This window comes from Streptomyces humi, from assembly GCF_001005085.2.
Lineage (GTDB): Bacteria > Actinomycetota > Actinomycetes > Streptomycetales > Streptomycetaceae > Streptomyces > Streptomyces humi.
The window spans coordinates 1-900 of the sequence record NZ_LBMU02000166.1 but is presented as its reverse complement, the minus strand read 5'-3'; the positions used below and the strand labels follow the sequence as shown (position 1 = coordinate 900).

The following is a 900-nucleotide window of genomic DNA, read 5'->3' as shown; positions in this document are numbered from 1 at the left end:
ACGTCCGGCAGCCGGGTTCACTCAGCACACGTATGTGCGAGCACATGGCTGGAAGTCGGCTAAGGTTTCTGCTGCCCGGCCGTGCCGGATGACGTCCCCCTCCCCTGCCGCGATCCGCGGAACCCCTAAGAGGCAATGTGTTCAACAGAGTTACGCTCATCATGTCCCGGGCCATCGAGGCCGTGCTGATCCTGCTCGGGATCGCCATCGCCGTGCTGGAGAAGCACATGATGCTCTACATAGGGCTGTGGGACCTCCTCGCCCTGGTCTACCTGTCCACACGGGTGTCCCGGCTCAGGAGCCGGAAGAACCACGTCGACGGCGAGGACACCGAGTGGCTCAGGAGCATCCAGGGCCGGCGCACCGGGTACCTCTTCACGGTGCTGACCGCGATCATCGGCATCACCGCCGGCGTGCTGATCGTCGTCAACAAGGGCAACGACGGCGCTGAGGCCCTGTCCAAGCTCGTCGGGGTCCCGGCCGTCATCCTGGCCTGGGTGATCCTCCAGTTCGGTTACGCCGAGCGCTACGCCCAGGAGTACTACAGCGCGCTGCCGGAGGAGGTCCTCGTCTTCCCGAACGCCAAGCGCCCGAACTTCGTGGACTTCGCGTACTTCTCCTTCACCCTGGGCACCACCTTCTCCGTCTCGGACGTGGAGACGCAGACGTCCAGGATCCGCTCCCGCATCCTGTCGCACAGCATCCTGGCGTTCATCTACAACACGGCGACGCTCGGCATCGCGGTGGGCGTCATCACCGGCTGACGCCCCCGACCAGGGGCCGGTGCCCACGGTCGTCCAGACATCCCTGGCACGGCTCGACGACCTGGTCCGGCCCCCCGTGTCAGCGCGGCGAGAGGCCACGCACCACCAGGTCGAGCAGCGCACACCCGAAGAGCGC

General features: G+C 66.3%; 1 protein-coding gene. It reads left to right on the top strand.

Annotated features, from left to right (window positions below; translation table 11 throughout):
• Positions 1-137: 137 nt before the first annotated feature.
• Positions 138-764 carry a DUF1345 domain-containing protein gene (locus AAW13_RS43590; RefSeq protein ID WP_206306391.1) on the top strand — a complete coding sequence of 209 codons (627 nt, stop codon included), beginning with the start codon at positions 138-140 and terminating at the stop codon, positions 762-764.
• Positions 765-900: the final 136 nt, after the last annotated feature.